16 protein-coding genes and 1 pseudogene are annotated in these 22,089 nt (G+C 65.0%); 5 read left to right on the top strand and 12 right to left on the bottom strand.

The features are described 5' to 3' along the window. Positions 1-5: 5 nt before the first annotated feature. The 4 genes from BGI01S_RS22215 to BGI01S_RS22230 form a co-directional block, all read right to left on the bottom strand. Positions 6-3,161: an efflux RND transporter permease subunit gene (locus BGI01S_RS22215; protein ID WP_042328189.1), complete on the bottom strand. Its 3,156-nt coding sequence runs from the start codon at positions 3,159-3,161 to the stop codon at positions 6-8. Continuing rightward, complete coding sequence (locus BGI01S_RS22220; protein WP_084585464.1) at positions 3,158-4,189, bottom strand: efflux RND transporter periplasmic adaptor subunit; 1,032 nt, start codon at positions 4,187-4,189, stop codon at positions 3,158-3,160. Before BGI01S_RS22220 ends, BGI01S_RS22215 begins: the two co-directional genes overlap by 4 nt. A 316-nt stretch (positions 4,190-4,505) precedes the next feature. Continuing rightward, entirely contained in the window at positions 4,506-6,077 is a 1,572-nt protein-coding gene (locus tag BGI01S_RS22225; protein WP_052400512.1) for an efflux transporter outer membrane subunit, read from the bottom strand. A gap of 240 nt (positions 6,078-6,317) precedes the next feature. Continuing rightward, a complete protein-coding gene (locus BGI01S_RS22230; protein WP_042328191.1) occupies positions 6,318-6,611 on the bottom strand; it encodes a hypothetical protein in 294 nt (97 codons plus the stop codon). A gap of 537 nt (positions 6,612-7,148) precedes the next feature. On the opposite strand from BGI01S_RS22230, the gene BGI01S_RS22235 reads away from it, so the two are divergent. Further along, positions 7,149-7,367, top strand: coding sequence for a hypothetical protein (locus BGI01S_RS22235; protein WP_042328192.1), 219 nt, complete (start codon positions 7,149-7,151; stop codon positions 7,365-7,367). A gap of 86 nt (positions 7,368-7,453) precedes the next feature. Here BGI01S_RS22235 and BGI01S_RS22240 read toward each other — a convergent pair whose 3' ends face one another. Together BGI01S_RS22240 and BGI01S_RS29780 are read right to left on the bottom strand one after the other, a co-directional pair. Continuing rightward, on the bottom strand, positions 7,454-8,704 hold the full coding sequence (locus BGI01S_RS22240; RefSeq protein WP_042328193.1) for an arsenic transporter: 1,251 nt from the start codon (positions 8,702-8,704) through the stop codon (positions 7,454-7,456). A 125-nt stretch (positions 8,705-8,829) separates the two neighbouring features. Beyond that, positions 8,830-9,042, bottom strand: a pseudogene (locus BGI01S_RS29780) (sensor domain-containing diguanylate cyclase); the annotation flags it as partial. A gap of 220 nt (positions 9,043-9,262) precedes the next feature. Here BGI01S_RS29780 and BGI01S_RS22250 point away from each other — a divergent pair. The 4 genes from BGI01S_RS22250 (at position 9,263) to dinB (ending at position 12,909) form a co-directional block, all read left to right on the top strand. Beyond that, positions 9,263-9,817: a cytochrome b gene (locus BGI01S_RS22250; RefSeq protein WP_042328195.1), complete on the top strand. Its 555-nt coding sequence runs from the start codon at positions 9,263-9,265 to the stop codon at positions 9,815-9,817. Between the two features lie 177 nt (positions 9,818-9,994). Next, positions 9,995-10,561: a YceI family protein gene (locus tag BGI01S_RS22255; protein ID WP_042328196.1), complete on the top strand. Its 567-nt coding sequence runs from the start codon at positions 9,995-9,997 to the stop codon at positions 10,559-10,561. Positions 10,562-10,610: 49 nt separating this feature from the next. Next, a complete protein-coding gene (locus BGI01S_RS22260) occupies positions 10,611-11,189 on the top strand; it encodes a YceI family protein (RefSeq protein ID WP_042328197.1) in 579 nt (192 codons plus the stop codon). A gap of 553 nt (positions 11,190-11,742) precedes the next feature. Continuing rightward, the gene (dinB, locus tag BGI01S_RS22265) at positions 11,743-12,909 is read left to right on the top strand and encodes a DNA polymerase IV (RefSeq protein WP_042328302.1); all 1,167 of its coding nucleotides are present in this window, start codon (positions 11,743-11,745) and stop codon (positions 12,907-12,909) included. Here dinB and BGI01S_RS22270 read toward each other — a convergent pair. From BGI01S_RS22270 to BGI01S_RS22295, 6 genes are all read right to left on the bottom strand, one after another. Further along, positions 12,876-14,342, bottom strand: coding sequence for a heavy metal sensor histidine kinase (locus BGI01S_RS22270; protein WP_042328198.1), 1,467 nt, complete (start codon positions 14,340-14,342; stop codon positions 12,876-12,878). The two genes, dinB and BGI01S_RS22270, sit on opposite strands and share 34 nt — an antisense overlap. After that, positions 14,339-15,025, bottom strand: coding sequence for a heavy metal response regulator transcription factor (locus BGI01S_RS22275; RefSeq protein WP_042328199.1), 687 nt, complete (start codon positions 15,023-15,025; stop codon positions 14,339-14,341). The genes BGI01S_RS22270 and BGI01S_RS22275 overlap by 4 nt, the downstream gene beginning before the upstream one ends. An 87-nt stretch (positions 15,026-15,112) precedes the next feature. After that, positions 15,113-16,639, bottom strand: coding sequence for an efflux transporter outer membrane subunit (locus BGI01S_RS22280; protein ID WP_042328200.1), 1,527 nt, complete (start codon positions 16,637-16,639; stop codon positions 15,113-15,115). Next, positions 16,636-17,859: an efflux RND transporter periplasmic adaptor subunit gene (locus tag BGI01S_RS22285; RefSeq protein WP_042328201.1), complete on the bottom strand. Its 1,224-nt coding sequence runs from the start codon at positions 17,857-17,859 to the stop codon at positions 16,636-16,638. Before BGI01S_RS22285 ends, BGI01S_RS22280 begins: the two co-directional genes overlap by 4 nt. A 35-nt stretch (positions 17,860-17,894) precedes the next feature. Then, positions 17,895-21,140, bottom strand: coding sequence for an efflux RND transporter permease subunit (locus BGI01S_RS22290; protein WP_042328202.1), 3,246 nt, complete (start codon positions 21,138-21,140; stop codon positions 17,895-17,897). 370 nt (positions 21,141-21,510) lie between these two features. Then, complete coding sequence (locus BGI01S_RS22295) at positions 21,511-21,945, bottom strand: VOC family protein (RefSeq protein WP_042328204.1); 435 nt, start codon at positions 21,943-21,945, stop codon at positions 21,511-21,513. Positions 21,946-22,089 lie beyond the last annotated feature (144 nt).

Raw genomic sequence — 22,089 nt, forward strand, 5'->3', positions numbered from 1 at the left:
CTCGGTTAAGCGTCGGGCGGCATGCCGGATGACATCCGGGGTGAGCCCGCCCGCGCCGCGTGCCGTTCGGAAAGCCGCTGCAACAGCACGTAGAACGACGGAATGAACAGCACGGCGATGCAGGTCGATGCGAGCATCCCCGAAAATACCGCAATTCCGAGCGAGCGGCGCGCGCTCGCGCTGGCGCCGGTTGCGAGCACGAGCGGCACCACGCCGAGTATGAACGCGAACGAGGTCATCATGATGGGCCGAAAACGCAGCCGCGCCGCTTCCACGGCAGCCTCGGCGATACCCACGCCCCGCGCGCGCAGATGCCGCGCGAATTCGACGATCAGAATCGCGTTTTTCGCCGACAGCGCGATCAGCAGCACGAGCCCGATCTGCGTGTACAGGTTGTTCGCCGCGCCGAGCAGCGCGAGCGTGCCGGCCGTGCCGAGCAACGCGAGCGGCACCGCGAGCACCACGGCCACCGGCAGCAGCCAGCTTTCGTATTGCGCGGCCAACACGCAGAACACCAGCAGCACGCCTACCGCGAATATCCAGTACGCCGAATGACCGACCAGCTTCTCCTGATACGACATCGCGGTCCATTCGTAGCCGATGCTGGCCGGCAGGATGCGCGCGGCTTCCTGCTCGAACGCGGCGATCGCGTCGCCGGTACTGAAGCCGGCGGCCGGATTGCCGTTGATCGCCGCGGCCGGCGCGAGGTTGTAGAGCGTCGCCACCGCCGGGCCGACGCCCGGCCGCGCGTCGATGAAGGTGCCCAGCTCGACCATATGCCCGCTGTTGCTGCGAATCTGCAGACGGCGGATGTCGTCGGTCTGACGGCGAAACGCGCCGTCGGCCTGCACGAACACGGGGAACGTATGGTTGAACGCGGTGAACTGATTCACGTAACTCGACCCCACGTAATCCTGCAGCAGATCGAACACATTGCCGACCGGCACCTGCAACGACTCGGCCTTCGCGCGATCGAGCGTGAGGTCGACGGTCGGCACCGCCGCGCGGAACGGGCTGAACACGCGCTGCAATTCGGGGCGTTTCGACACGCTCGCGATCAGCGTGTCGGTGGCTTCCTGCAGACGCCGATAGTTCTGCGTGCCGTCGGTGAGCATCACCTGCATCTGCACGCCGCCGCTATTGCCGAGGCCCTGGATCGGCGGCGGCACGATTACGACCGAGCGGATATCGGGCAGCTTCGCGAGTTCGTCATTCATGCGCAGATATAACGCGCGCAGGTCCGCGCCTTTGCCGCGCTTGCTCCAGTCGTCGAGCGTCACGTAGATCAGCGCGGAATTCGGCAGCGACGCGTTGTTATCGAGCGGCGAGATGCCGCCGATCGACACCACGTGACTCACGCCCGGAATCGCGCCTATGCGCTTTTCGATCTGCGTGCTCGCCTCGCGCGTGCGTTCGAGCGACGCCGCATCGGCCAGTTGCACGGCGATCAGCAGATAGCCCTGATCTTCGAGCGGAATGAAGCTGGTCGGCACGCGCGTGAGCAGAAACGCGGATGCCGCGCCGAGCACGAGCGCCATCGCGAGCGCGAGACCGCAGCGCTGCACGAACCACGACACGATGCGCACATAGACGCCTTCGACGCGTGCATAGCCTTTGTCGAACACCCGATACACGACGTTCGGCTTGCCGGGCCGCGCGTGGCGCAACCAGCGCACGCTTTGCACCGGCTTGAGCGTGACCGCGTTGATCGCGCTGATCACCGTGGTCGCCACCACGACGAGCGCGAACTGCCGGTACATCTGGCCGGTGACGCCGCCGAGAAACGCCGACGGCAGAAACACCGAGATCAGCACCAGCGTGATGCCGACGATCGGTCCGAGCAGTTCGTGCATCGCGTCGATCGCGGCCTGCTTCGGCGTCTTGCCCCGCTCGATGTGCTGGGTGATCCCTTCGACCACCACGATCGCGTCGTCGACCACGATGCCGATTGCCAGCACGATCGCGAACAGCGTCAGCAGGTTGATCGAGAAACCCATCAGGTAGATCGCGCCGAACGTGCCGACGATCGTCACCGGAATCGTCGTGGCGGGCACCAGCATCGCGCGCCAGTTCTGCAGGAACAGCAGGATCACCGCGAGCACCAGCAGCGCCGCTTCGAACAGCGTCTTGTACACGTCGATCACCGATTGCCGAACGAACACGGTCGTGTCGAACGGCAGCTGGTAGCTGATGCCCTTCGGCATGTTCTTCGCGAGACGGGCCATGGTCGACTTCACCGCATTGCCGACCTGCAGCGCATTGGCTTCGGGTAACTGATAAATCGCGATGCCCGCCGCCGGCTTGCCGTCGAGATTGAAGAACTGTCCATAGCTCGACGAGCCGAGTTCGCTATGCCCGACGTCGCGAATCCGCACGAAGCGGCCGCCGTCGTTCGGATCGGCCTTGATGATGATGTTGTCGAATTCGCGCGGCGTGGAGAGCGCGCCTTGCATCGTCACCGTGAGCTGGAACGCCGAGCCGCCCGCGTTCGGCTCGGAACCGAGCTGGCCCGCGCTCACGTCCCGGCTCTGGCTCTGGATCGCCTGCATCACGTCGGCGGCGCTCAGACTGCGCTGACTCAGTTTGCGCGGATCGAGCCACACGCGCATGCTGTACTGCCCGGTGCCGAACACAGTCACGTCGCCGACGCCAGGCAAACGCGCGAGCGTATCGCGCAGATTGATCACCGCGTAATTGCTGAGGAACAGCGAGTCATAGCCCGGGTCGGGCGATTCGAGCGTGTACAGCTGCAGGATCGCGGTCGAGCGCTTGCGCACGGTCACGCCCTGCTGCTGCACCGCTTGCGGCAGTTGCGCGGTGGCGGCCGACACGCGGTTCTGCACCAGCACCTGGGCCTTATCGACATCGGTGCCGACCGCGAAGGTGACGGTGAGCGTGTAGGTACCGTCGTTGGTGCTGGTCGACTGCATGTACAGCGCGTTTTCGACGCCGTTCACCTGCGACTCGATCGGCAGCGCGACGCGATTGATCAGCGTCGAGGCGCTCGCGCCGGGGAAGCGCGCGACCACCTGCACGGTCGGCGGCGTGATCGGCGGATATTGCGCGATCGGCAGATTGATGAGCGCGACCGCGCCCAGCAGCATCACGATCAACGCGATCACATTGGCGAAAACCGGACGCTCGACGAAGAAGCGGATCATGAACGGCCCTGCGCGACGCCTGAGACCACCCGCACCTTGACGCCCGGCGACACGGCCAGCGCGCCGCCAGTCACAACCTGGTCTTCGGCGGTAAGGCCTGCGGAAATCGCGCGCTGCCCGCCGAACAGCCCGCCGGTCGTCACCGCGCGCCGCTCGATCACGCCCGCGCCGTTGACGACCAGCACGAACGCGCCGGCCTGTTCGCGCAGCAACGCGGTATCGGGAATCAGCAGCACGTTATGCGGCGCGCCGGCGGGAACATGCACCTCGACCGACATGCCCGGAATCAGATGCGCGTCCGGATTCGCGATGTCGGCACGCAACCTGAGCGCGCCACTGTCCGGGTCCACCCGGGTATCGACGAATTCGAGCGCGGCGTCCTCGCCCTGCGCGGCGGGCACGCCGAGCACGTTCACGCGCACCGTGCGCGGCGGCCGCGTGAAGAGGCCAATGCGGGTCGCGTCGCGCTCGTTCAGTGTGAAGTTCACATAAACCGGCTGGACGCGATCGAGCGTGGCGAGCTTCGCGGCGTCCGACGCGCCGACCACATTGCCGACGTCGAACGCGCGCGCGCCGATGCGGCCCGCGAACGGCGCACGGATGTCCGTGTAGCCGAGATTGATGCGCGACATGTCGCGTTTTGCCACCGCCTGGTCACGCGTGGTCTGCGCTTTCTGCAACGTCGACTCGGAGGTCGCGTTGTCGGTTGTGAGCTGTTTCTGGCGCTTCAGTTCCTGCTCGGCGTTATCGAGCGCGGCCTGGTCGTACACGAGTTGCGCGCGGTACGTGTCCGGCTCGATGCGAAAGAGCAGTTGCCCCTGTTTGACGTAAGCCCCGTCGGTGAAGCCGATTTCCTTCAACGTGCCTTGCACGCGTGCCACCAGCGTAACCGTCGCCGACGGCGCGACGGTGCCGCTCAGATCGATCTGCTCGCGTACCTCTCGCGCGAGCGGCCGCGTCACGCTGACTTGCGGCAACGCGCTTTGTGATGCAGCCGCGTTGCGATCGCGGCAGGCGGCGAGCGTCATCGCGAGGGCGAGACAGAGGGCGGCGGCGAGTCTCGTGGCGGGTGCTGCTAGCGTTGCGTTGAGCGGCGCGTTGGATCGCGCGTCGAGTCCAGCGCTACGTTTCGCATTGGGTCCTGCTTGCAACTCCGTTTGCAATCCCCCTCGCAGTGCCGCGCGTAATGCTGCTCCCAATGCCACTCCTAATGCCGCTCGCAACCGTGCGCCTGCTGCCGCCCAGCGTCCCGCTTCGCATTGCGCGCGAGGCTCCGTTTCAGCCTGTGCCCCGCAACGCTCGGTTGCCCCGCCCCGCTGCCTCATGTCGTTCTTCGCCATGTTCTTATTTCCCATTCTCAGGCTGCCCTCCACTCGCGCGCGCCAGCGGCGAATTCGCGGGCGGATTCAACAGCCGCCCCCAGTCCGTGCGCCGCGCCATCTGTTCGGCAACCTGCTCGCTGACCACTTGCTGACCCTGCGCGACCTCCCATCCGCCGCCGAGCGCGCGGTACAGCGACACCGCCGCGAGCGCGGCGAGCCCCTGGTTCTGCGCGAGCGAATCGCCGTCGCGCAATGCCGAACGCGATGCGTCGAGCACCGTGTCGTAGGTGACCGAGCCCGAGCGATACTGCGCATTGGCGAGCTTCAACGCGCGCTGCGATGCATCGGCGGCACGCGCCGACGCGGCCAGCGCATCGAGCGTGGTGCGCAGCCCCGAGATCGCGTCCTCCACTTCCTTCTGCGCTTGCAGCACCGTGTTCTGATAATCGAACACCGCCTCCTGGAACGCCGCGTCCTGAATCCGCACCGCGTTTTGCAACTGGGTGCGATCGAGGATCGGCAATGTGATGCCTGCCGAAAACAGCCCGATCGTCTTGCTGCCCCATTGCGTCAGACCGATGCCATGCTGTTCGCCCGACGACAGGCCGAACAATCCGGTCAACGACAACGACGGGTACAGCTTCGCCTTCGCCGCGCCGATCAGCGCCGACTGCGCGGCCGCGTTGAGCGCCGCTTGCCGTACGTCGGGGCGGCGCCGCAGCAGATCGGCGGGAATGCCGACGTCGATCTGCGTCGGCGGCACCGGGATCGACGTGCTGGCCTTGAGCTGCGCGTCGACGGCGTGGGGCGGATCGGCGAGCAGCACCGCCAGCGTGTCGCGGTCCTGCGCGCGCGCCTTGATGAGCGGCGGAATCTGCGCCTCGGTTTCGGCCACCAGCGTGGCGGCCTGCTCGACATCGAGCTGGCTCGACGCGCCGCTCCGGTAGCGCGCCTGGGTCAGCGTGAGGCTCTGCTGCACCGACTTCAGGTTCTCGCGCGCGACCGCGATGCGCTGTTCGAGCGCGCGCAGATCGATGTACGCGTTGGCGACGTCGGCGAACAGCGACACCAGCGCGTTGTCGTACGCGGCTTCCGACACGCGCAACTGCGCGCGATCCGATTCGATCTGCCGGCGATATTTGCCCCAGAAATCGATTTCCCAGCCCGCGTTCACATGCAGATGCCCGGCCCACAAATGAGCCGGCGGAATCGGACCGACGCCGCTCGTGTCGATATGGCTCGCACCCACGGACACGCTGCCCGATTGCGGCAGCAGGTTCTGTTCGCTGATCGCGAGTTGCGCGCGCGCTTTGAAGATGTGCAGGCCGGCCACCTGCAGCGTCAGGTTGCGTTCATACGCGCGCTGTTCGAGCGCGGTGAGCACGGGGTCGTTGAATGCGGTCCACCATGCCGCTTGCGCGTCGGGCGCGTTCGGAATGCCGGCCGGCAATGTTTCGAACCACTGATCTTCGAGTGTCACGTCCGGCTGTCTGAAGTCCGGGCCGACTGTGATGCAGCCCGTTAGCGCCGCGCCGAGCGTGACGATCAGCGACGTGCTGACGAGGCGCAGGCGGCGGGACGTGGCAGGTTTCATCGCGCGGTTTTCTGGCGTCAACGTACGGCTGACAGTTCGACTGAAGGGCTAGCGGCGCGCGCGGCACGACGCCAGACGAAGCAGGACAAAGCTGAATAAGCGGCACGGCAAGTCTCGTGGCATTGCGCGTCGGCTGCGGATTCGCACACCTGTGGCTCGCGCATTCCGTGCGGCACGTGACGCGCATCGAGCACGTCGGGTCGCTCCACGCTTCTACGATCCCGCCGATACCTGCGCCGCTCAGTGCGCTGCCCCGCGTTCCTGCATGAATGCCGCGATTTGCGGCAACGTGACGTAGCCCGCTTTCTGCGTGTCGATCTCGTCGAAATGCCGGGCGACCATCGGCATGCCCGCGTCGGCCTGCTGCTTCGTGAGCTTGCCGTCGCGCGTGGTGTTGGCATTTGCAAAGCGCGTTTGCAACTGCTGCGCCATGCGCTCCATGCGCTGCGGGTTGCCGGCTTCGGGCGCGGCGCTCTGTGCGAACGTGACGGTGGACGCGCAGCACAGCAGCATGGCGGCGAGCATTTTTTTCATGACTGACTCCTTCGATTGCGGTTGAGCCATCTTGCGTCGCCTGCTCATGCCGCGATCCGCTTCGATGACAGGCCGAATTCTTGGGGATGCGTCGCCGGCTGGCAATCGCGCAATCATGTCGACTTATGTCACGGGTTTGCGTGAGTGCCAGCGAAGGCCGTCCTGCGGCTTCGCCGTTCGCGCGCAGCATGTGCTTCATACATACGCGCACGCGCGGATACGCCCGCGCCTGCCTGCACGCAGCCTCGTCGTGACATTGAATGAAATGAGTTTGTCGTGCCGTCGCGACGGCACCTGGCGTAACTTTCGTCTGCCGGCACAGCGGGCCTGCGCAAGCAGCGCTTCCTGCGTCACGGCACTTCAGCGTCACGAGCACACCATCGGAACGGCCGGGCTTCCACGCGCATTCGATCCGTATCCGACCCAAAGCGAGACCGCGCCCGCGTGAGCATCGCGGGCATCGCGGCGCGGTGGAATGGCGCTTGCTGTCTGATCTTGACTAGCGTCGGACCACTCCACACTTTGCGGAAACAGCAGATGGGCTATCAGGACATAGACAGGGAAATCGCGCACCTTGAAGTCGTCTTCGGGCGGATCTCGACGCGCGATCGCTTTCCGCTGTCGTACTGGCATCGACGGCTGCGCGCGTTGCACGATGCGTCGATGATGCCGTCGCAACGCGCGCGCGTCGCGCGGCTCGAAGCGACACTGCGCATGCTGGGCGAAGCGAAGCAAACGGTCTGCGCCGAACGGTAGCGCGCGAGCAGCGCGATTCGCCGCGCCGCAGCGCCAAGGTCGGCGCGCACGACCCATCGACCCGCAGTGCTTCCGCCTTCCCCCGCTCAGCCCGTCAGCAGCCGCGCGCCGAGCGCCAGCACCAGCGCCGGTACCATCACGAGCACGCCGACCTTCAGGAATTTCATGAAGCTCACGTCCTCGCCTTCACGCCGAATCGCGTTGAGCCAGAGAATCGTCGCGAGCGAACCGGTGATCGACAGGTTCGGTCCGAGATCGACGCCGATCAGCAGCGCGTCGATCACGCGCTCCGGGCTGTGCGCCTGCATCACCGTCGAACTTGCGATCAATCCGGCCGGCAGATTGTTCATCAGGTTGCTGCCGAACGCGACGATCGCGCCCGCCCAACCCGCCGTCGCCAGTTCGTTGTGTTCGGTCGCGCGCCGAAGTGTGGTGGCGAGTGTCGAAATGACACCCGTGTGATCCAGCATCTCGACCAGCACGAACAACGCCGCGACCAGCGGCAGCACGCTCCACGAAATCTCGCGGATCATCGGCAGCGGCGACTTGCGCTCAATCAGCAGCACTAGCAGCGCGGTCAGCGCGCCGAGGATCGCGGTGGGCATGCCGAGCGGGACATCGTACGCGGAGACCGTCAGCAGCACGCCCGCCGTCACCGCGATGCCGGCCAACGCGACCCGGCCGCTCGATGACAGTTCGACCGCTTCGAGATTCGCCTCGCAGACGCCGGCAAGCGCGTCGCGCTGGGTCCAGCGCAGCATCGCGTAGGTCGCGACGATCGACAGCACCGACGGCAACGCGAAGCGCATCATCCACGCGCCCAGCGCGGGCGTGTGGTTGCCGTACAGCACGATGTTGGCCGGGTTCGAAATCGGCAGCACGAAGCTCGCCGCGTTGGCGACGAACGCGCAGACGAACAGCAACGGCAGCGGCGGCGTCTTCGCTTTCTTCGCGGCGGCGAACACGGCCGGCGTGAGCACGACGGCGGTGGCATCGTTCGACAGAAACGCGGTGATCACCACGCCGACCAGGTACACCAGCACGAACAGCCGGCGCGGCGAACCCTTTGCATGATTGACCGCGAGCACCGCGACCCAGTCGAACAGTCCTTCACGACGGCCGACTTCCGACAGCAGCATCATGCCGAACAGAAACAGATAGACGTCGGTGCCCTTGCCGATCGCCTCGAACGCGAGGTGCGCCGGCAGCAGTCCGAGCGACACCAGCAATAGCGCGCCCGCGACGGCCCACACGGCTTCGGGCCACTTGAATGGCCGCGTGATGACGCCGGCCGTGGCGATGGCGGCGATGCCCCAAGACAGAAAAACGGAATTCACAGCATGGGCCCTGGATGGATGGTCGTATGCGCGCGCGTTGGCGCTGGTAAGCGTCGACGACAAACGGATGCCTCGAGCAAGCCGCATCGCACGTAGCATGCCCGTGCGGTCGCCGCCGCTCGCGACGCTTCGATCTGCGAGCCGACATAGGCGAACTCCATCGTGGCCCAGTCGATCTTCCACAGGATCGCTTCGGTCGATTCGAGCAGCGTGCGATAGACGGCGGCGTCGTGTTCCATGTAGCCTTCGACGCGTGCGGCGCGAGGCGCTGCTTCATGCAGATCGTGCCGCAAAAAATTCGCGCTGAGGGCGACAGATTGCTTTCCAGTGCCGGTCATGGGTGTGGTTCCTTCTGGCGGGTCAGCCGGAAATTACCACAGCGCGCGCGTATTTCAATCACATTAGCGTCACCGCTACAACAATCTGTTCCCTCGCACCCGCCTATTCAGTTTTCATCGGCATCCCTACCATCCGCATTCACATGCATTGCCCCGGCAATACGCCTGGCAACATCGAGGCAACCGCAGGCAATACCTCGCAATCCACGAGCACAACAACATGCCCTCACGTCCTTCCGGCTCTGAACGCTACAACGGCGCGGCCATCGCACTGCACTGGCTGATCGCGGCGCTGATCGTCTGCGGCTTCTATATCGGCTGGATCATGACCGATATCCCCGGCTTCACGCCGACCAAGCTGAAGTACTTCTCGTGGCACAAGTGGATCGGCGTGACCGTGTTCGTGCTCGCCGTGCTCCGCGTGCTGTGGCGCGCCAGCCACCGCGCGCCGCCGCTCGACGCCGCCACGCCCGCGTGGCAGAAAGCGGCCGCGCATCTGGTGCACGGCCTGCTGTATCTGCTGATGCTGGCGATTCCGCTGTCCGGCTACTTCTACAGCTCGGCGGCCGGCATCCAGGTGGTGTACCTCGGCGTCTTGCCGCTGCCCACCCTCATCGGCCCGGATCAGGCGCTCAAGGCCACGCTGCGCACGGTCCACGTGCTGCTCAACTACACGTTGCTGGCGCTCGTCGCGATGCACGTGCTGGCCGCGCTCAAGCATCAGTTCGTCGACCGCGACGGACTGCTCGGCCGGATGATCCCGTTCCTCAAGTGACGAACACGACGCTCCGGGTCGAGCACGCGCCGCGCCCGTGTGCCCATGATGCGCGACAACTCATTGGCAATGTCTCATTGGTAATCAAATTCCCAGCGGTGCGCAATCAACGCACGCGGGTTCGATAGGATGCGTACCACCATGAAATCAACCGCTTTTCAAACCATCCACCACACCATGCGTCTTCAAACCGTTCGTCACATTACGCTCGCCGGCCTCGCCGCGCTGTCGCTGTTCAGCGCGGGCCTCGCGCATGCCGACGTGGACCTGAGCAAGAGCAGCGTCATCGCGACGACGAAGCAGATGAACGTGCCGGTCGACGGCAAGTTCAGGAAGTTCTCCGCGCAATTGACGTTCGATCCGGCCAAACCGACCGCCGGCAGCGCGACCGTGTCGATCGACACCGGCAGCTACGACCTCGGCGCCGACGACTACAACAAGCAGGCGCAAGGCAAGGAATGGTTCGACAGCGCGGCCTTCCCCGCCGCGACCTTCGTATCGAGCGCTATCGCGCCGGCCGGCGGCAACCAGTACAGGATCACCGGCAAGCTGACCATCAAGGGCAAGTCGCAAACCGTTGTGGTGCCGGTCGTCATCGCGAGCCAGGGCGCCACGCAAACCTTCGACGGCTCGTTGCCGATCAAGCGCTCGCAGTTCGACGTCGGCACGGGCGAATGGAAAGACACGTCGGTGGTCGCCGACGAAGTCGTCATCAAATTTCACCTCGTTGCTGCAAAGAAGTGACGCACAACCCCGCAGCATCGCAGCACTTTTCTGAACCTGGAGAAACACCTTGAAGAAACAATTTCTGCTCGCCACGGGCGCGCTGGCCGCTGCCTTTTCGTTCAACGCGATGGCCGCCGACACCTATCAACTGGATCCGACCCACACGTACCCGAGCTTCGAGACCGATCACTTCGGCGGCATTTCGACGTGGCGCGGCAAGTTCAAGAAGAGCAGCGGCACCGTCGTGCTGGATCGCGCGGCAAAGACCGGCACGGTCGACGTGACGATCGACATGAACTCGGTCGACATCGGCAACGACAAGCTCGACGCGGAACTCGTCACCGACAAGTTCTTCGACGCCGCGAAGTTCCCGACCGCGACCTACAAGGGCACGCAGATCCGCTTCGACGGCGACAAGCCCGTGGAAGTGATCGGCACGCTGACGATGCGCGGCATCACGAAGCCGGTCAACCTGAAGATCGAATCGTTCAAGTGCTTCGTGAACCCGATGCTCAAGCGCGAAGTGTGCGGCACGGAATCGACCGCGACGTTCAATCGCGACGATTTCGGCATCGACTTCGGTAAGGCCTACGGCTTCAAGATGCAGACCACGCTGCACATCCAGGCTGAAGGCATCAAGCAGTAAGCGCACGACTCGCGCAACGCAGGCGCGTCTCGCGCGCCTGCTTTTCGACGCCGGCCGGCACGCTTGACACACCCACCATGCGCGACTGGCGCCGGATCTTCTTCCAGACAGAATAGCCCTTCAAACACGGGGCAATCCGATTCGAACGCGAAACTGAAGCGGCTCTTCGGCAGGACTTGCCGCTCATCAATCCCGCTTGTGCCGCGCGCCGGAACCTGAGCGCGAGGAGCCACGTCGAGCGCCCGCTTTTCTCCCTTTTGAATCACGCCGCCCGAGCGTAAAGTCTTCAGCACGGCGTCGAGGGTTGTCGGGAGAGCGACAAGGTCTCGCGCTTCCGGCTAGATCCGGCGGTGCAGATCGGTCTGAGTTGCCGCTTCCGGGCCACGCCGGCGGCGACGGAGCAAGGTACTATGACGGTTTGGCAGCACAGCACGCGGCGAATCTTTATCCGTGCGCGCCGCTGCCCGACGCAGCAGGCCATACCGCACGGCAGCACGGCACGCGCATCGAATCGACCGTCCGCTGCCGTGGCCGTCATCCGTTCTTACCGCTCATGAGTTCTCCCGTCCGCCGCATCGCGCACCTCGACATGGACGCGTTCTACGCGTCCGTCGAACTGCTGCGCTATCCGCAATTGCGCGGCCACGCGGTGGTGATCGGCGGCGGCCGCAACGCTGTGCCGCAAACGCTCGAAGACGGCACCCTGCGCTTCGCGAAGCTGCGCGACTATGCGGGCCGCGGCGTCGTCACCACGTCCACTTACGAAGCCCGCGCGCTCGGCGTGTTCTCGGCGATGGGCATGATGAAGGCGGCCGCGCTCGCGCCCGACGCGGTGCTGCTGCCGACCGACTTCGATTCGTACCGCCACTACTCGCGCCTGTTCAAGGCGGCGGTCGCGACGTTCACGGACCGCATCGAAGATCGCGGCATCGACGAAATCTATATCGATCTGACCGAGTTGCCAGGCGAGCCGCACGAGATCGGCGCGCGCATCAAGCAGGCGGTGCATCAAGCGACCGGCCTGACGTGCTCGATTTGCGTCGCCCCGAACAAGCTGCTCGCGAAGATCGGTTCCGAGCTCGACAAACCCGACGGCCTCACGATCCTCACGCCGGCCGACGTGCCGTTGCGCGTCTGGCCGCTGCCGGTGCGCAAGGTCAACGGCATCGGCCCGAAGGCCGCCGAAAAGCTGACCGCGCTCGGGCTCGCGACGGTCGGCGATCTGGCGGCGGCGGACGCGGGTCTGTTGCAGGACAACTTCGGGCGCAGTTATTCGGCCTGGTTGATGGAGGTCGCGCAAGGTCACGACGAACGGCCGGTGGTGGTCGAATCGGAACCGAAGTCGATGAGCCGCGAGACCACCTTCGAGCGCGATCTGCATCCACGCCACGACCGCCCCGCGTTGTCGAGTTCGTTTACCGGCTTGTGCGTGCGGGTCGCCGAAGATCTGGTGCGCAAGGGCTATGTGGGCAAGACGGTGGGCATCAAACTGCGCTACGACGATTTCCGCACGGTCACACGCGACCTGACGCTCGACGAGCCGACTGCGGACGCCGTCGAAATCCGCCGCGCGGCGACCGAGTGTCTGCGGCGCGTGGAATTGAACCGCAAGCTGCGACTGCTCGGCGTGCGTGTAAGCGCATTGACGCCGGCCAACGCGCAGGCGCTCAAGCCGCGTCTGCCGGTTCAGGCTGACTTGCCCTTCGCGAGCGACGAGTAAGCGGCGTCGCCACCGGCAGCCGTCGTGCCCGCATTCACGCGCGTCATCTCCCTCTGCGCACCGTTGCCGGTCTGCGCCACGGCGACCGAAAACGCAAACGTGTTGATCCCCCGCTCACTCTGCGCCGACACGGTGCCGCGATGCATCTCCGCAATCGCCTTCACGATGGCGAGACCCAGCCCGTGGTTTTCACGGCTATTGGTGCGCGAGACTTCCGCGCGATAGAAGCGGTCGAACAGATGTTCGAGCACGTCCGGCGCGATCGGCTCGCCAGGGTTGGCCACCGCGACGCGCACCTGCTCGTCGTCGCGCGCGATCGTCACGCTGATCGTCGCGCCCGGCTCGCAATGCTGGATCGCGTTCATCAACAGATTCGCGCACGCGCGGCCGAACAGCGAGCGGTTCACGCGCGCCTGCGCGTCGCCGTGCAAGGTCGCTTCCACGCGCGCTTCTTCGAGCGGAATCTCCAGAAACTCCAGCGTATGCGCGACTTCCGCGGCGAGCGACAGCTCGATCAGGCCCGTCGCGCGTTCGCCCTGATCGGCGCGGGCGAGGAACAGCATGTCGTTGATGATCGCGCGCATGCGCTCGAACTCTTCGAGATTCGATTGCAGCGTATGGCGCAGATCGTCGACCGAACGGTTACGGGTCAATGCCACCTCGGTCTGGCCGATCAGGATCGTCACCGGCGTGCGCAGCTCGTGCGCGACGTCGGCGTTGAACGATTCGAGGCGGCCGTACGCGCCGTCCAGGCGTTCGAGCGCGCCATTGAACGAGTTCGCGAGATCGTTCAGTTCGAGCGGCAGCGACGCGGTGTTCAAACGTTGCGAGCGATTGTTCGGGCTCACGGCGGACGCGTCGCGCGTGAGACGCGTGAGCGGCTGAAGGCCGAGGCGCGTCACCGAATAGCTGAGCAGCAGCACGGCGAGACTGCCCAGCGCGGACAGCGCGGCGAGCGCCGAGCCGAACACGCGCATCGTGCGCACGTTCGGCGAATAGCTGGACGCCACCTGCAATTGCACCGGCGGACGCGTGCCGTACGCGGGAATGGTCTGCGTCACCGTGAGCATGTCCTGGCCGCCGCCGGGCGGGCTCACGCGCGCGTAGCCGCCGGGCCAGTCCTTCACGACCGGGCCGTCGACCGGTTTGCCGTAGTTGAACGCCGGCTCCATGCTCGACACGGAGTACACGGTGCTGCCGTCGTGCGGCGTCATGTCGGTGAGCTTTTCGCGGGCCATCCGCCATTTTTCCGGCGTCACCGCGTGATAGACGATGATGCGCGCGATCTGCGTGCGATCGTCGAGCGACTCGCGCAGGTGATGTTCGAGCTGCGTGCGCAGCACCAAAAAGAGCCCGGTGCCGATCAGCGTGAACACGAACAGCGCGACCAGCGCGAACATCAGCGCGAGGCGGCGGGCAATGGACCGGTTCATGACGACTCCGCCTCTTCGCGCACTTCCAGCACGTAGCCCATGCCGCGCACGGTATGCAGCAGCTTCGACGGGAACGGGCCGTCGAGCTTCGCGCGCAATCGTTTGATCGCGGTCTCGACCACGTTGGTGTGACTGTCGAAATTGACGTCCCAGACGAGTTCGGTGATTGCCGTCTTCGACAGGATGTCGCCTTGCCGCCGCGCGAGCACGCTGAGCAGCTGGAATTCCTTCGCGGTGAGGTCGAGGCGCACGCCGTCGCGCGTCGCGCGCCGCCCGATCAGATCGACGAACAGATCGCCGACCGAAATCAGCGTCGACTCCTGCGAACGCGTGCGGCGCGCCAGCGCATGCAGGCGCTCCACCAGTTCGAGGAAAGAGAACGGTTTGGTGAGATAGTCGTCCGCGCCTTCGCGCAAGCCCCGCACGCGGTCGTTCACGTGGTCGCGCGCGGTCAGCATGATGACCGGCGTCGACTTGCGCATGCGCAGCGCTTTCAGCACGCTGAAGCCGTCGCGTTTGGGCAGCATCACGTCGAGGACGATTACGTCGTAATCGAATTCGGTGGCGAGGTGCATGCCTTCCTCACCGTCGAGCGCCACGTCGACGACCCAGCCCTGCTCTGTCAAACCGGAGCGCAGGTAATCCACCACCTTGTGCTCGTCTTCAACAATCAGCAATTTCATGCGCGTCCCCTTGAGTGTGCATTATACGAAACGCCTTCGAATCCCTGCTGCCCTCCTGTGCGTGTGGCTGCATCATGAGCGCGCGGCTCACCGGGCGGGAGCCTGCGCCTCCTGCGTGGCGTCCTGTTGTGCGCCCGGCTGTGCGTCGTGACGCGCATTCGCGAGGTCGGCACTCGCGTCCCAGCCGCCACCGAGCGCCTTCACCAATGCAACCGACAAGGTCATCTGCTGGCCGTGAATCTGCACGTCCTGGCGCTCGCTGTTGAGCAGCGATTGCTGCGCGGTGATCACGTCGAGATACGCGACGAGGCCGCCCGAATAACGGTCGCTCGCGAGCGACAGCAAACGCTGCGCATCGCCCACCGCCTCGTGCGACTGCTTCGCCGCGCCGTCCAGCACCGATAGCCCCGTGATGCCGTCCTGCACCTGCTGGAACGCGTTGAGCACGGTCTGCCGATAGGTCGCCTCGGTGGCCTGATAGCCCGCGCTCGCGTACTTGACGTTGGCCGCGCGCCGACCGCCGTCGAACAGCACCTGGCCGACCGTCGCGCCGAGCGTCCACATCAGCGTGGGCGCGCTCAGCAAACTGGCGAACTGCGTGCTCTCCCAACCAATGCCCGGCGTGAGCGTCAGGCTCGGAAAGAACGCCGCCTTGGCCACGCCGATCTGCGCGTTGGCCGCCGCCATCGCGCGTTCGGCCGACGCGATGTCAGGGCGCCGTTGCAGCACGTCGCTCGGCACGCCGAGCGGAATCGCGGGCGCCTTCGCGTCAAGTACCTTCGCGTCGATCGCGAACTGCGGGGCCGGCACGCCGACCAGCGCGGCGATCGCATGTTCGAATTGCGCGCGCTGATTCAGCAGCAGTTGCGCCTGCACGCGCGTCGAGTCGAGCAGCGACTTCTGCTGCAATACGTCGAGGCCCGACACCGAGCCGAGGTCGTGCTCGGTCGTGACGTAATCGAGCGCCTTCTGCTGCAGTTTCACCGACTGGTTCAGCACGTCGATCTCGGCGTCGAGTTCGCGCAGCGAGAAGTAGTCGGTGGCGAGATCGGTGGTGAGGACGAGCCGCGCGTTCGCGAGATCGTCCGCCGATTGCTCGGCTGAAGCCGTCGCGCCTTCCACTTCGCGACGTATCCGGCCGAATAGATCGGTGTCGTAGCTGATCGTCGGTCCGAGCTGGATATTGTTCTGCACCGTCGATTCGGTCGGCGTCGCGTAGTTCGTCAGCGGCCGGTCCTGCGAAATCCGGAAGCGCGAAGCCGTTGCGCCCAGATCGACTTCCGGCACGCGCTGCGCGCTGGTGTTCGCGAGCGTCGCGCGGGCCTGCTCGTAATGCGCGCTCGCCGCGACCAGCGTCTGATTCTGCGCGAGCGCCTGGGTTTCGAGCGTGGCGAGCGTCGGGTCGCCGAATGCGCTCCACCAGTCCGGCGAGATCGGCGCGTGCGACGGCGCGGCGACGCGCCAGAACGAATCGGTGTGCCAGGCGGGCGGCACGTCGGCCTGCGGGCGTTGGTAGTCGGGGCCGACCGTGCATGCGGCCAGCAACGTGACGCTCGCGTAACTTGCCGCGCCGGCGATAGCGGTGAGCGCCCGGCATGAACCCACGCGCTTCACGACGCCCCCTTGCCGCTTTTCTGCGGCTGCGTGACCTGCACGCGATCGCCGTCCGCGATCGAATCGCTCGGGTTGATGATGATCCGGTCGTTCAGCTCGATCCCGCTTTCGATTTCGAGCGACTGCCCGAGGTCGCGCGCAATCACGATCTTGCGCAGCGCCACGTTGCCCTTCGCATCGACCACCGCGACGCGCGGACCTTCCGCGCGAAACAGCAGCGCATTGCCCGGCACCATCAGTTGTGCGTGCGCGACCGCCGGGACCGCGACCTGCACGTACGCGCCGGGGCGCAGCTTGTCGTCGGGATTGGGCAGCGTCACTTCGATCTGCAGCGAGCGGGTCGGCACGTCGATCGCGCCGGAAATATGCGTGACGGTCCCGTGAAACTGCTGGCCCGGCAATTCCGCCTGCGTGACCACCACCTTCTGTCCCACCGACACGTTCTGCGCATACGCCTGCGGCAATTGCACGTAGACACGCAACGGGTCCGACTGCGCGAGCGCGAACAGCGCGCGGCTCGTGCCGCTGCCCGCGTCGATCAGATCACCGACGTCGACATTGCGCTGCGTGACCACGCCCGCGAACGGCGCGACGATCCGCTTGAACGATTCGAGTTGTTGCAGGCGCTTGACGTTGGCATCGGCGGCGGCGAGGTTGGCGACGTCCTGTGTGTAGGTGCTTTGCCGTTCGTCGAGTTCCTGCTGCGAGACCGCATCGCGCTGACGCAATTGCTGCCAGCGTTCCAGCGAGCTTTTCGCGAGGCCCAAACTCGAACTCGTTTGCTGGCGCTGCGCCAGGGCCTGCGCTAGTTCCTGATCGATTTCGGGCGTGTCGAGTTCGGCGAGCAGCTGGCCCTGCTTCACGCGTGCGCCGATGTCGGCGTACCAGTGCAGCAGATAACCGGTCGAGCGCGCGTAGATCGGCGATTCGACGTAGCCGCGCAAAGTGCCCGGCAGCAGCGTGTTGCCGCCGCCTTCGGTCTGCGTCGGGCTCACCACGTTCACGTACTGGGTGGCGTTGTGCTGCGTGGTCGCTTCGACCGAACGGCTTTGCAGCACGTTCGCGATCACGGTGCGCAACGCGCCCAGTGCGAGCAGCGCCAGCACGATCCAGACGGCGATCTTCGCGCGCTTCCATTCGCGGTGGCGCGGCGGCAGCACGTGCCCCCCTTCAGTCTCTCGCGAGGGGATCGCCAGCGATGCATGTGTTTTTTCGGTCATCTCAGTCAGCCATCTCAGTCAGCCGTCATTTAACTTTATGCGGGCGTCGCAGCGCCGCCGTGGTCCGGCGCGGGTCCGTCGGGGTGGTCGTTGCCGCTGCCGCCGTGGTTGTCGTCGCCGCCTTTGCCGGAGCCGTCATCGCGATGACGGCGCGCGAGGCGGCTATGAATGCCCGCGAACACGATCGGCACGAAGAACAGCGTGGACACCGTCGCGAACAGCAGGCCGCCGATCACCGCGCGGCCGAGCGGCGCATTCTGCTCGGCGCCTTCGCCGAGCCCGAGCGCCATCGGGATCATGCCGATGATCATCGCGAACGCGGTCATCAGCACCGGACGAATCCGGCTCGCGCCGGCTTCGAGCGCGGCGGTGAGGGGCGGCGCTCCGGCGAGCAGGCGCTGGCGCGCGAACGCGACCATCAGAATACTGTTGGCGGTGGCGACGCCCATCGTCATGATCGCGCCGGTCAGCGCCGGCACGCTCAGATGCGTGCCGGTCAGAAACAGCATCCACACGATGCCCGCGAGCGCCGCCGGCAAGGCGCTGACGATGATCAGCGGATCGACCCACGACTGGAAGTTCACCACGATCAGCAGATAGACCAGCACGATCGCCATCGCGACGCCGAGCCCGAGCCCGAAGAACGAACTGCGCATGGTCTGCACCTGGCCGCGCACGGTGATCTGACTGCCGCGCGGCAGCGACGCGCGCACGTTGTTCACGAGCTTGTCGACCTGGTTCGCGACGCTGCCGAGGTCGCGCTTCTCGACGCTCACGTACAGGTCGATCACCGGCCGGATGTTGTAGTGATTCACTTCGGCGAACTGGGTTTGCGGCGACACCCGCACCAGGTTGCCGAGCAATTGGGTCGGGCCGTTGGCCGAGCCCGACACCGGCGTGCGCAGCAACTCGTCGATCGACGACACCTGGTACTGCGGCGTCTGTACCGCGACGTTGTATTCGACACCGTTGTTCTTGTTGAACCAGAATCCCGGCGAAGTCTGCGAGCTGCCGGACAGCGAAATGAGCACGTTCTGCGCGACGTTGCTCGCGCTCAGATTGAGTTGCTGCAAACGCGTGCGGTCCATCTGCAGATTGATCGCGGGTTCATCGAGCTTCTGCTGGATGTGCGTATCGACGGTGCCGGGAATCAGCCGCACCTGCTTGAGCAGCTTGCGCGCGACGTCGAAGTTGCCCTCCTGATTCGCGCCGGAAATCTGCACGTCGACGGCGGCGGGCAAACCGAAGTTGAGAATCTGCGTGACGATGTCGGCGGGCTGAAAGAAGAATTCGACGCCCGGGAAGCGTTGCGGCAGGATCGTGCGCAACTTGTCCATGTAGATCTGCGTCGGCTTGTGGTCTTCGTTCAGCGCGACCTGGATCTCGCCGTCGAGCGTGCCGATCGTGCCGGAGTTGCTGTACGAGAGGTTGATGCCGCTATACGGCAAACCGAGGTTGTCGAGGATCGTGCCCAGTTCCTTCGCGGGCACGACCTCGCGAATCACCTTCTCGACTTCGTCGGCGAGACGCGCGGTTTCCTCGATACGCGTGCCGGTCGGCGCACGCATGTGCAAGCGGATGTCGCCCGCGTCGACGCTCGGGAAAAAGTCTTCGCCGAGCACGAAAACAAGGCCCATCGACACGATACAGAAGCCGAGAAACACGCTGCCGAACAGGCCGCGGCGCACCAGCAGGCTGCTCAGAATCATGATGTAGCCAGCCCGCATCCGCTCGAAGCCGCGATCGAAACGATGGTAGGCGCGCATGAACAGATTCGGCTTCGCGCCTTCCTTCGGCTTGTGCGCGTGGCCCATCAGCAGCATCGCGAGCGTCGGCACCAGCGTGCGCGACAGGATGTACGACGCGAGCATCGCGAACACCACCGCTTCGGCGAGCGGCACGAACAGATAGCGCGCGACGCCGGTCAGGAAGAACATCGGCACGAACACGATACAGATGCACAGCGTCGACACGAGCGCGGGAATCGCGATCTCGCCCGCGCCGTCGAGAATTGCATCGTGCAGATTGGTGCCCATATGCAGATGCCGCTCGATGTTCTCGATCGTCACCGTCGCGTCGTCGACCAGAATCCCGACCGCGAGCGCGAGGCCGCCGAGCGTCATGATGTTGATGGTCTGGCCGAGTGCGTGCAGCACGATCAGCGACGAGAGGATCGACAGCGGAATCGAAATCGCGATGATGCAGGTGCTGCGCCAGTTGCCGAGAAACAGCAGGATCATCGCGGCGGTCAGCGCGGCGGCGATCAGCGCCTCGCGCACCACGCCCTGCACCGCCGCCTTGACGAACACCGACTGATCGAACAGCGGGGTGATGTTCAGGTCCGGCGGCAACGCGGCACGCGCGGCGGGCAACAGCCCCTTCAGCGTATCGACGATCGACAGCGTCGACGCGCTGCCGTTCTTCAGCACCGACATCAGCACGCCGCGATGGCCGTTCTCCCGCACGATGTTGGTCTGCGGCGAGAAGCCGTCGCGCACGTGAGCGACTTCGCGCAGATACGTCGTCGCACCGTTGAGCGTGCGCACCGGAATGTCGTTGAGCCCTTCCACCGTGGCGGGCGAGCCGTTCATGTTGATCGTGTATTCCTTCGGTCCGATCTTGGCCGTGCCGGTCGGCAGAATCAGGTTTTGCGCGTTGAACGCGCTGACCACGTCCGACGGCGTCAGGCCTTTGGCGAGCAGCGCGCGCGTGTCGAGGTCGACCGAGATCAGCCGCGATTTGCCGCCGTATGGGTACGGCACGGCCGCGCCGGGAATCGTCACGAGTTGCGGGCGCAGGAAGTTCAGCGCGGTGTCGTTCAGCGATTGCTCGGAGAGCTTCGGGCTCGACAGGCCGAGCTGGATCACCGGAATGCTGGAGGCCGAATAGCTGATAACAAGCGGCGGCGTTGCACCCGGCGGCATCTGCTTGAGCTGCGCCTGTTCGACGGCCACGGTCTGCGCGATCGCGGTCTGGATGTTCGCATTCGGTTGCAGGAACACCTTCAGGATCGTGATGCCCGCCAGCGATTGCGATTCGATGTGCTCGATGTCGTTGACCGTGGTGGTCAGACTGCGCTCGTTGACCGACGTAATGCGGTTGGCCATGTCCTCGGCCGACAAACCCGTGTACGTCCAGATGATGCTGACCACCGGAATGTTGATTTCCGGCAGCACGTCGACCGGCGTGGTGAACAGCACGAATGGCGTCGCCAGCAAGATCAGAATGGCCATCACGATAAACGTGTATGGCCGCTTAAGCGCTACGTTGACGATCCACATTGAAACGCGCCCGAGAGAATGCAGGTAAAAGGGGATGGGTGAATCAGCGCTTATGCTAGATCGGTAGCCCCAACGCCTGCATGGCGCGAAAATGGCGGAAATGTCAGGAAGAAAACCGTAAGCCGATGCGTCGATTCACGCGCGGCAGCGTTTGGCGGCGAGCAAACGTTTGTTGAGAAAAGATACGCGCCGTTGCGGGTAGGTTGCTTCGCGCGATGCGTGAGTACGTCCAGAAATATTAGGAAACATGCTTTCAGATTGATTTGTGCAAAGCAAATCTGTTCGACCGGGCATTGAATAAAAAAGCCGACCTCGAAGGTCGGCTGTCTTTGCGTATCGAAGCGCCGCGTGGCGGCTTCGCGGCATGTACTTACTTCGCGAACAACGACGACATATCCGCAAACGCCTTGAACTCCAGCGCATTGCCCGACGGATCGAGGAAGAACATCGTCGCCTGCTCGCCGACCTCGCCCTTGAAGCGCACATGCGGCTCGATGATGAAGTCGATGCCCGCCTGCTTCAGCTTATCGGCGGCGGCCTGCCATTGCTCCATCGACAGCACCGCGCCGAAGTGGCGCACCGGCACTGCATCGCCGTCGACCTTGCTGGTCTGACGGTGGCCGATCTCGTCGGGCGCGAGGTGCGCGACGATCTGATGGCCGTAGAAGTTGAAATCGACCCACGCGTCCGAGCTGCGCCCTTCCGGACAGCCCAGCAGTTCGCCGTAGAACTCGCGGGCGGCGGCGAGGCTATGAACAGGAAACGCCAGATGGAACGGCGGCAAAACGTTTTCGGCAACGCTCATGATGGGGACTCGCTGATTTGAAGTGGAGTGAATGATCGATGTGTTCGGCGTGGGCAGCGCTCGGGCCGCACGCCTGTGGCGAAGCGTGGGACCCATTTTAACCATGACTAAAAATGGTGGAAAACGATATATATTTGACCTCAC

The sequence above is a fragment of the Paraburkholderia ginsengisoli NBRC 100965 genome (assembly GCF_000739735.1).
Classification (GTDB): Bacteria; Pseudomonadota; Gammaproteobacteria; order Burkholderiales; family Burkholderiaceae; genus Paraburkholderia; species Paraburkholderia ginsengisoli.